This window comes from Nocardioides sp. CPCC 206348 (genome assembly GCF_048654705.1).
Classification (GTDB): domain Bacteria; phylum Actinomycetota; class Actinomycetes; order Propionibacteriales; family Nocardioidaceae; genus Nocardioides.
Genome location: NZ_JBMCZA010000234.1, coordinates 22,359 through 32,731 on the forward strand (window position 1 = coordinate 22,359; position 10,373 = coordinate 32,731).

The 10,373-nt window shown below is 69.7% G+C and carries 9 protein-coding genes; all 9 read left to right on the forward strand.

Going from position 1 to position 10,373, the window contains the following annotated elements:
• Positions 1-52: 52 nt before the first annotated feature.
• Positions 53-3,427 carry a hypothetical protein gene (locus tag ACOADB_RS26870; RefSeq protein ID WP_378606271.1) on the forward strand — a complete coding sequence of 1,125 codons (3,375 nt, stop codon included), beginning with the start codon at positions 53-55 and terminating at the stop codon, positions 3,425-3,427.
• Positions 3,428-3,430: 3 nt separating this feature from the next.
• Positions 3,431-4,294 (forward strand): DUF4255 domain-containing protein, encoded by an 864-nt coding sequence (locus tag ACOADB_RS26875; protein WP_378606274.1) that lies wholly within the window; start codon positions 3,431-3,433, stop codon positions 4,292-4,294.
• Positions 4,294-6,342, forward strand: a complete 2,049-nt coding sequence (locus tag ACOADB_RS26880) for an ATP-binding protein (protein ID WP_378606277.1) — start codon at positions 4,294-4,296, stop codon at positions 6,340-6,342. Before ACOADB_RS26875 ends, ACOADB_RS26880 begins: the two co-directional genes overlap by 1 nt.
• A gap of 109 nt (positions 6,343-6,451) precedes the next feature.
• Positions 6,452-7,207: a DUF4157 domain-containing protein gene (locus ACOADB_RS26885; RefSeq protein WP_378606280.1), complete on the forward strand. Its 756-nt coding sequence runs from the start codon at positions 6,452-6,454 to the stop codon at positions 7,205-7,207.
• Positions 7,208-7,333: 126 nt separating this feature from the next.
• A complete protein-coding gene (locus ACOADB_RS26890) occupies positions 7,334-8,890 on the forward strand; it encodes a phage tail sheath family protein (RefSeq protein WP_378606283.1) in 1,557 nt (518 codons plus the stop codon).
• Positions 8,891-8,903: 13 nt separating this feature from the next.
• Entirely contained in the window at positions 8,904-9,350 is a 447-nt protein-coding gene (locus ACOADB_RS26895; RefSeq protein ID WP_056714350.1) for a phage tail protein, read from the forward strand.
• Positions 9,350-9,796: a hypothetical protein gene (locus tag ACOADB_RS26900; protein ID WP_378606286.1), complete on the forward strand. Its 447-nt coding sequence runs from the start codon at positions 9,350-9,352 to the stop codon at positions 9,794-9,796. Before ACOADB_RS26895 ends, ACOADB_RS26900 begins: the two co-directional genes overlap by 1 nt.
• Positions 9,793-9,951 (forward strand): DUF6760 family protein, encoded by a 159-nt coding sequence (locus ACOADB_RS26905; RefSeq protein WP_182377104.1) that lies wholly within the window; start codon positions 9,793-9,795, stop codon positions 9,949-9,951. Before ACOADB_RS26900 ends, ACOADB_RS26905 begins: the two co-directional genes overlap by 4 nt.
• A gap of 228 nt (positions 9,952-10,179) precedes the next feature.
• A partial coding sequence (locus ACOADB_RS26910) for a hypothetical protein (protein ID WP_378606290.1) occupies positions 10,180-10,373 on the forward strand: 194 nt, incomplete at its 3' end.

Genomic DNA, 10,373 nt, shown 5'->3' on the forward strand with positions numbered 1-10,373 from the left:
GCGTGCCCTTCGGGAGTACGACGATCAAGTCATCGCGATGAGGAGACGACTGGTGAAGAGCAAGCGCCTCACGGCGGTGGCACTCGCATGTGCGGTGTCGCCAGTAGTCGTGCTGCCCGCGCTCGTCACCGGCGCACTTCCCTCGCCCGCGGCCCGGGCCGTCGCCGCGGCGCTCCCGCCGGAGTCGCGCGTCGCGTTCACCGACGAGCGCGACCAGGTTTATTCGCGTGGCGTGACGATGAGTACCTTCCACGGTGGCCTGTCGGGCGACACCGGCACGGTGGAGTCGCTCGGACTGGTGGACGCGCCGGAGCTGGGGTACGTCGACCGCCCCGTCCACGAGGGTGAGCTGTCGAGGACGCCCGGCGAGTCCGCTCTGGCTTGGGTGAGCACGGTGGACACCCCCGAGGGCGAGGTGTACCACGAGGATTCCGACGGCGGCCTCACGCGGATCACCTGCGACAACGACGACGTGGAGACCCATCCCGTGCCGGGCACGGACGGGGACCGGGAGGTCTTCTTCGCCTCGGACGCCGACGGTGACTGGGACATTTATGCGGCCATCCGGTCAGATGACGGCGACTGCAACTGGACCATCTCGAACCTGACCCCGGATTCCCCTGGCGACGACCTCTGGCCGAGTCCGTTCGTCGTGGAGAACTTCGATGGCGGCGGCACGTACGGGATCGTCTACAGCACCGCGGAGGAAGGGGAGTTGCCCGACCTGGCGGTGATCAGCTTCCAGTTCACGGCCAGCTCCCCCCAGTGGGACGGTGACCCGGCGGCGTTCGGCCCGCCCGAGGTGATCACCTTCACCCCCGGGCACGCAGAGACCCAACCGGCCGTCGCTCCGGACCTCACGGGCGCACTCACCGTGGCCTTCACCTCGGACCAGGACCGGCCGGAGGGCTCGATTCGGCTGCTCGATGTGTTCAACCCCGAGCACAACTGGAACCCCTGGACGGACGAGGAGATCCCTCCCGTGTCGAGCGAAGCGGCCTGGGTCCAGAACTTCGGGGAGATCAACCCCTACATCGCCTACACCCGCCGCGAGGAGGATCCCTACGGCGACATCGCCACCGCGCGTTATGACCCACCCGACAGCCTGGAACCGGAACCCCACTTCTTCCGCGACAGCCCCGTCTTCACCACCCCTGGGGTCGCCGAGACCCACCCGACCTGGCTCGACGGCTTCGTCGGTGGATCCACGAGCGACACCGCCGGCGAGATCGCGTACACCGCCCGCGCCCTGCACACCTCCATCGACCCCACGGACAGCCGGGTGCTCGATGCCGACATCTCCGACGTCCGTGTCGACGGGACCGACCGCAGCACGCCTCCGCTGATCGACGAGATCATCGACGACGAGATCCGGGTGGACGAGGCCGGCCCGGACTACTCGCCCGACGGAGGTCGGATCGCCTTCAGCCGGCAGGTGGGTGTGAGCGACTCGATCATTCCGCTGGAGCGGGAGATCTGGGTGGCGAATGCGGACGGGACCGATCCCGTCTCGCTCGCCGCCATGACGGCCCATCAACCGACAGATCGCGACCGGGACCCGGTCTGGTCGCCGGACGGCACCCGCATCGCTTTCGTCCGCGAGTCGCTGCCCGCCTCCACCGCGTCGACGGCCAGCCCGAGGGTGTACGTCGTCGACCTGGTCGCGGAGAGCATCTTCGTCATCACGCCGCGCCTCGACTTCGACGCGGTGGATCCGGAGCTGGACCACCACTCGTGGGCAGACACGGACCCCGACTGGTCGCCCGATGGCACCCAGCTGGTCCTCCGGCGGATGATCCAGCCGTGCTGCAACCCGGATCCCGGCCCGTTCCTGCACCGCCCCGGACCCGGTTGGGCAGCTGGGGGTGACCTGTTGCCGGCGCGCGGCGAGACGCTCCCCACCAACGACGACGGAATCTGGGTCGTGCCGGTGCAGACCGAGAGCGTCGGGGTCCGCGCGAGGACCTGCCCGGAGTTCTGCGACGACCTCACCGGACGCCACCCCGCCTGGGCTCCGGACGGTTCAGCCATCGTCTTCGTCAACTCGGGTGCCCTCGTCCTGGGCACGATCCAGGACAACAGCCTCAACGAGTTCACCGTCGAGACCGAGGGTCTCACTCGTCCTCCCTGGAACGGCAACACCACCGAGGCGCAGGCGACGCTGGCGTGGGCCGACGATCCGGCCTGGGCCCCGGACAGCAGCGAGATCGCCTTCAGCGCACAGCCGATGGGGCAACCCGACCAGCGGGGGATCTACCGGATCCTGCCGGACGCCACCGGCCTGGCCGTGATCACCGACGAGCGCGGTCCCGAGACCGAGCCGACGTACCAGCCGACACCTCGGGGCGACGTCGCGGTGACGGCCGCGGTGGCCGGGTCGCCGGCCAGCGTCGGCGCACCGCTGACGGCCACGTTCACGGTGACCAACCTGGGACCCCACACCGCTCTGGGCGTCGTCCTCGCCACGGCACTCTCGCCCGGCGCGACGATCATCTCCGCGACCACCGCCAGCGGTCCTCCGGTGGTCTGCGCGGCCGACGGCACGGGGTGCACGATCGGGTCCTTGCCGGTGGACGGGGTCGTCACCTATGTCGTCACGTTCAGCCATCCCGTGCCCGTCGCTGCCGGCACGGTCACGGCGACGGTGACCAGCACGTCGGTGGATCCCGTGCCCGCCAACAACACCGCCACCGCGACGTACCAGGTGATGCTCGTGGCGCCACCACGAGCCGACCTGGCCGTCTTCCTCGGTATCGACAAGCCCACCGGGTACGTCGGCGGGAAGCGCATCGTGCTAGTCCGGGTCCGCAACCTCGGCCCCCAGATCGCGCAGGGGGCGAAGCTGATCGTCAGCTGGCCGGCGGGTGTGGCCGCCGCGGCCCCGGTGCCCGGTCCGGATCCCTTGACACCTCCGCTCCAGCCGACGCCTGCCTGCCTGCCCGCCGGCCTGCTCTGCAGCCTCGGGAACATCGCGCCCGGCACGGATGCGCTGTACCGGGTCGTCCTCACCACGGCGACCGAGGGTGACTTCACCCTGACGGCCAAGGTCAACGCCACGACGATCGACCCGGTGCTCCCGAACAACAAGGACACGCTCGAGCTCCCGGTGCTGCAGCCCGCGATCCGGCTGGTGCCGGCCGTGGCCCGGCCCGGCCAGGTCGTCCTCGCGTACGGCGAGAACATGCCCCCCAGCACGCAGGTCGTCCTGAGCTGGGGCGTCGGCGAGGGTCTCCCGATCCACGCTGCCCCGATCACGGTCCTCGCCGACGGCACCATCAGGCGGCCTGTGCTGATCCTGCGGCGTGAGCAACTGGGAGATCGGACGATCACGGCGACGAGCACGACCGAGGAGTTCACCCCGGTCACCGGCGACATCCTGATCGTGCTGCGCTCCCTGTCCCCACCGGACCTGGTCGGACGGGGGTAGGCCGTGATCTCTCAGGTCGACGATGCGCTGCGCGAGATCGTCCGCGCCGATGCGGTCGACGGGGACATCGACGTCGTGTTCGACGCGCCGACCAAGGACTGGGCGGCCCGGCGGAACGCGCCGACGGTGAACATGTACCTCTACGACATCCGCGAGGACATGAAGCACCGCGCCGCGGGCTTCCTGGACACGCTCGACCCGGAGACCGGGCAGGTGGTCGGTCGCGTGCCGGCGCCCCGCTTCTACAAGCTCAGCTATCTGCTCACGGCCTGGACCCAGCGCCCCGAGGACGAGCACCGCGTGCTCGACTCCCTGCTCCGCGCGTTCCTGAAGTACGACGCCCTGCCGAAGCACCTGGTGGTCGGTCCGCTCGCCGAACCACGCGAGCCGGTGAAGGTCACCATCGGCCTGCCCCCGCCGGAGGACCGTGCGTTCGCCGACGTCTGGTCGGCCTTGGGTGGCGAGCTGAAGCCGTCACTCGACCTCGTGGTGGTCGCTCCGATGTGGACAGGCAGGTCCTTCGCCGCCGGGCCGCCGGTCGAGGGTGGCATCACCATCGACACGACCGACGTGGTCCACGGGGGCGAGAGCAGGCGCAAGGCCCACGAACCCCCGGGTCCGTCGAAGGAGGCCGCGGCCAGGCTCGGACTCGAGCTCGACGAGGACGGCAACGTCGTCGGTGGCGTGGCGTTCGAGGGGCGCGCGGCAGCGTTCAAGAAGGCGGGCAAGGGCTCCCTCGTCGCCAACACGCCGTCGGGTGGCGGTGGCGGTGGTGCGGGTGGCGGCGGCGGTGCCGGTGGTGCCGGCGGTGCCGGCGGGCTCATCAACCTGGGCAGTGCCCGCGCTCGAGGTCGGGGCAAGACCTGATGTCACGCCGCAGTCTGGCCCATGTCCTGGGCCGTCTCGCCGTGATCGAAGAGCGCATCCGGGCGCTCGTGGAGGCCCGTCGCGCGGTGGACCCCAACCCGGACGACCCGTTCCGGGGCCTCTACCTCGACGATGCTGCCGTCGACCGGCTGCTGGCTGGCCCGCGGCTGCTCGCCGACTGGTCGGCGCTGTCGAGCGTGGCGGAGGTCGAGTCCGCTGCCGACGAGGCCGAGGACGCGGGAGTGCCGCTGCGGCTCAGGGACCTGGCGGCGAACTTCGGCCTCGACACCATCGACATCGACCTGCTCCTCATCGGCATGGCCGCCGACGTGGATCCGCGTTTCGAGGGCCTCTTCGGCTACCTGAATGACGACGTCAGCCGACGACGGCCGTCGGTGGCCGTGGCGCTCGAGCTCGCCGGCGTGCCGCTCGGCACCCCGGAGGGGTACGCCCACCTGCTGCACGGTCCGCTCGTGACCGGAGGCCTGGTCGAGCTCGACGAACCGGGGCGGCCCTTCGGCGGGAGATCAGTCGGCGTGCCCGACCGGGTCGTGTCCCACCTGCTCGGGGGCGATGCCGTCGACGTGGCGCTGGCGCCCGTCGTGATCGAGGTGCCCGATGTCCCGTGGGGCGACCCCTCCCCGCTCGCCCGGGCGATCGAGAAGGCCGTGCCCCTCATCTACCTGCGCGAGCCCGAGACCGGCTCGGGCCGGGTGCTGGCCGCCGAGGCACTGCGGCTGACCGGACATCGTGCCATCCATCTCGACCTCACCCGGCTGCTGCGCCAGCCCGATCCCGATCGCCTGGCCCGGATCGCGGCGCGGGAAGCCCGCCTGTCCGGCGCGGGCATCGTGGCCGGGCCGGTGACGGCCCTCGAGGAGCGTCCGGTCCTGGCCGCCCACCTCCTGTCCGAACCCCGCCCGTTGATCATGGTCGGTTCCCGGGTCTGGGACCCCGAATGGTCGGTCCACTCGGTGCTCCAGCTGGCCGTTCCGGACAGCACGACGTCCGAGCGTCGCGAGCTCTGGCGCTTCGCGCTCGCCGGGGCGGGTGCCGGTGCCGAGGTGCTCGCGGCCACCGACCAGTTCCGTCTCCGGCCCGAGGACGTCCTTCGTGCGGCGAAGTCCGCCCAGCTGCAGGCGTCGGTCGCGGGTGGCGCCGTCGGACCCCGTCACATCGTGCTGGGCGCGCGGGCGGAGAACGGCTCCGCGCTGGACCGGCTGGCCCGGCGGGTGGAACCCGCCGTGTCGTGGGCCGATCTCGTCGTACCCCCGACGGTGCTGACGGCCCTGCAGGAAGTCGCGTTGAGGTCCCGTCACCGCGAGAGGGTCCTCGTCGAGTGGAGGATGCGCCCCGGCGGAGGGCGCGGCATCGGTGTCGCCGCGCTGTTCGCGGGCGACTCCGGCACCGGCAAGACCATGTCCGCCGAAGTGATCGCGCACGACCTCGGGCTCGAGCTGTACGTCGTCGACCTCGCCACGGTCGTGGACAAGTACATCGGCGAGACCGAGAAGAACCTGGAACGCATCTTCACGGCAGCGGCGGGCGTCAACGCCGTACTGCTCTTCGACGAGGCCGATGCCGTCTTCGGGAAGCGGTCGGAGGTCCAGTCGTCCCACGACCGCTACGCCAACGTGGAGAGCGCGTACCTGCTGCAGCGGATGGAGTCCTTCGACGGCCTGATCATCCTGGCCACCAACCTGCGCGCGAACATCGACGACGCGTTCACCCGGCGCCTGGACGTCGTCGTCGAGTTCCCTGTGCCCGACGAGGGCGGCCGGAAGTCGTTGTGGGACAGCTGCCTGGGCCGCACCATCCGCCGCGAGCCCGACGTCGACATCGACTTCCTGGCCAAGTCGTTCGAGCTCGCCGGCGGATCCATCCGTTCGTCCGCGGTGACCGCGGCCTACCTCGCTGCTGCGGACACCGGTGTCATCGGCATGAAGCACCTGGTGACGGCCGTGCACCGGGAGTACCGCAAGCTCGGTCGGCTCTGCCTGGAGTCTGAATTCGGCGTCTACTGGCACGTCCTCCGCGACAACGCCTGACCTGTTGCCCGAACGGGCAACAGCGTCTGCCCCGGGAGATCGTGGTCCGGTGCTTGGCGAGCGGGCGTCGGCGGAGCAACGTGGGCACCAGTCCGACCTGGAGGCAGCCATGCACCTGCACGACCACGAACACGCTGACGATCTCACGGTCGCCGAGGCCGCACGCGCCAAGGTCGAGGGCCCCGACCACCTGACCATGAAGGCCGCGATGGCCGGCCGGCAGGACGTCATGGGCCGGACCGGCGTGATCGGCCTGCAGCGCGCCGCAGGCAATGCCGCGACGGCGCAATTGATGGAGGACGAGGGGTCGTCCGTGCACGACGTCGTCTCCGGCAGCGGCCAGGAGATCGACGCTCCTGTGCGCAAGGACATGGAGTCCCGGATGGGGGAGGACTTCAGCGACGTCCGGGTCCACACCGGTGACAAGGCCGACGCGTCCGCGAAGTCCGTCAGTGCCCACGCCTACACCGTGGGCTCGAACATCGTCTTCCAGCGCGGCGCCTACGACCCGGGTTCCACGGCCGGCCAGACGATGCTCGCCCACGAGCTGACCCACGTGGTCCAGCAGCGCAATGGCCCTGTCGACGGGACACCTGTCGGCGGAGGCGTCTCGGTCAGCGACCCGTCGGACAGGTTCGAACGGGAGGCGTCCTCCAACGCGGAAGCCGTGATGGCCCGGCCCGTCCAGCGCCACGCGGAGGACGACGACGTGCAGACCGCGCATGACGCCAGCCTCGGCCCCGTGGTGCAGCGGCAGGCCGACGAGGCCGAGGAGGAGGAGACCGCCCAGACCTCCCACGACTCCAGCCTCGGCTCCGTCGTCCAGCGCCAGGAAGAGGGCGAAGAAGAGGAAATGACGTCCTGAGCCAGGCCCACTCCCGGGACCTGCCTCATCGGGCACGAGACGCTTCCTGACAGGGCGACCTAGGAGACCTGCCGGTGGTCGTCAATCAGGGCCACGCTGAGGGAAGTCGATAACTCAGGAGGCACCATGCCGAACTACCTCTCGCCCGGGGTCTACGTCGAGGAGATGCCGGCGGGGACACGGCCGATCGAGGGTGTGGGGACCTCGGTCGCCGCATTCGTTGGTCTGGCAGCCAAGGGACCGGTCAACGAGCCGACCCTTGTGTCCAACTGGTCGCAGTTCTCGGAGAACTTCGGAGATTTCGTCGAGAACTCCTACCTCGCCCATTCCGTCTACGGCTGGTTCCTCAACGGCGGAGGCAACTGCTTCGTCGTACGGATCGCGCCCAACAGCGGACGCAAGGGCGGTCCAGCAACCCCCAAGGCCATTGCGGCCCCCAAGCAGGCCGCGCTCGGCGGCTACAACGTCACCTCCATCGCCAAGGGCGTCCAGGCCGAGAAGTCGATCGAGCTCTCGGTCGAACCGGCCAGCGGCGAGAAGGCAGCCGAAGGTGAGTTCAAGCTCGTCGTGAAGGTGGACGGGAAGCCCACCGAGACCTACGACAACGTGACCACGATGGGGCAGGACAACAACGTCGCCACCAAGGTCAACCAGGCCTCGAAGGTCATCTCATTCGAGGAGATCTCCCAGGGCAGCGCGCTGACGCCGATCGCCCAGGGCAGCGTCGAGCTGACCGAGCCGAAGGCCGCGCCGGTGCCGCCGACGACCGAGAACCTCGGTGCCGGTGACTACGTCGGCGACGTCGCCCAGCGGACCGGGTTCGGCGGCCTGGAGGCCATCGACGAGGTCACCATGGTCTCGGCTCCCGACCTGGCCGCCGCGCTCCAGCAGGGCGCCATCGACCTGGACACCTTCAAGGCCGTGCAGCTGGGCATGATCGCCCATTGCGAGCTGATGGGTGACCGGGTCGCGATCCTCGACACCCCGCCGGGCCTCAACGCCCAGCAGGTGCACCAGTGGCGGGTCCACGACGCGGGCTACGACTCGAAGTTCGCGACCATGTACTGGCCGTGGGTCGAGGTCTTCGATCCTGCCGCCGGCGCCAACACCTTCGTGCCACCGTCGGGCCACATGGCCGGCATCTGGGCGCGCAGCGACAACACCCGGGGCGTGCACAAGGCGCCGGCCAACGAGGTCGTCCGCGGAGCCCTCCGGCTCGAGACGGCGATCACGAAGGCCGAGCACGACCTGCTCAACCCGGTCGGCATCAACTGCGTGCGCACGTTCCCCGGACGCGGTGTGCGGGTCTGGGGCGCGCGCACCCTCTCCAGCGAGGCGGAGTGGCGGTACCTGAACGTCCGCCGGCTCTTCAACTACCTGGAGGAGTCGATCCTGATCGGCACCCAGTGGGTGGTCTTCGAGCCGAACGACCAGGACCTGTGGGCCCGGATCCGCCGGACGATCTCCTCGTTCCTGGTCAACGAATGGCGCAAGGGTGCCTTGTTCGGCACCACTCCCGACGAGGCGTTCTTCGTCAAGTGCGACGACGAGACCAACCCGTCCGAGGGCATCGACGCCGGTCAGGTCGTCTGCCAGATCGGCATCGCTCCGGTGAAGCCGGCCGAGTTCGTCATCTTCCAGCTGTCGCAGTTCTCCGGCGGCACCAGCCTCGTAGCAGAGTAGGTAGGAACCAGAAATGGCACTTGCAGACGCCCTTGACTCCGCGCCAGCGCATTCGTTCAAGGTCACGATCGACGGAATCCAGGTCCCGAAGGTCAACCAGGTCAGCGGGCTCAAGCAGGAGGTCGACAAGATCGAGCTCAAGCAGCAGACCAGCGACGGCAAGTACGTCGTACGTCAGCTGATCGGTCGGCCCAAGCCCGGCGAGTTCACCGTCACCCGTGGTCTCACCGACTCCAAGACGGTGACCGACTGGCTCAAGTCGGTCAGCCAGGGCGACGTCGCCGGATCCCGGAAGACCGCATCGGTGGTGCTCCTCGACTACATGGGTGCTCCGATCAAGACCTACAGCTTCACGAACTGCTGGGTACGAACCGTCGAGGTCAACGAGCTCAAGGCCGGCGCCGCCGAGCAGGCAACCGAGAAGTTCACGGTCTGCTTCGACGAAGTGACGGTGACCTGATGCAGCGGGGTCCCGCGCTCGCCGACGCCTCCCCGGAGGTGTCGGCGGCCGTGCGCCCCGCGGCCCAGGAGGCACCGTTGCGCACGACGTTCGACTTCGAGCTGCCCCGTGGTTTCGTCGACGGCAACGGCGTCACCCATCGTCAGGGGACGATGCGGCTCGCGACGGCACGAGACGAACTACTGCCGCTGTACGACGAGAGGGTCCAGGAGAACGCCGCCTTCACCACGGTGGTCCTCCTGGGTCGGGTGATCACCCGACTCGGTGGCCTTCCCGTCGTCGACGCCAACGTCGTGGAGAACATGTTCGCCAGTGATGTGGCGTTCCTGCAGGACTTCTACCGGCGGATCAACGCCGAGGGCCACACCCGTGCGGCGGTCACCTGCCCCGAGTGCTCCCACCGGTTCGCGATCGACCTGTCGGGCGGGCGCCTGGGGGAATCGTGACGTACGGGGCGGACCGCATCTATGCGGAGGTCTCGTACGTCGCCTACCACTTCCACTGGCCACCGGACGCGATCCTCGACATGGAGCACGCCCAGCGGCTGCGGTATGTCCAGGAGATCGCCGCCATCAACAACCGGCTCAACGAGGAACGCTGAGCGATGGCGTGGTCATGGCCCTGGAGCCGGGACAAGGCTCCGGTGACGTCGGCACCTTCGGTGCCGACGGCGACCCCTGCGACCCCGGCGCCCGCGCCTGCGCCGGCTCCGTCTCCGATGGGGTGGGCCTTCCTGCCTCCCATCCAGCGACAGCTGGCCGAGCCGATCAGGCCGCTCAGCCGCGGGTTCGAACCGGGCGCCTGGGCGTCGCCGATGTTCACGGGGTCGATGACCCACGCCGTGGCCGACGGTGCGCCCCACGGACTGATCGACGGCGACGGTCGCGGCCTCGGAACGCCGGTCCAGCGTGCTGCTGCGGGGCCCGAGCTCACGCTGCTCCCGCCGCCCCGGCCCCGGGTCCAGCGATCGATCCAGCGCGCGACGGACGCGGAGGTCGCCGAGATCGATGCCGGCAACGATGC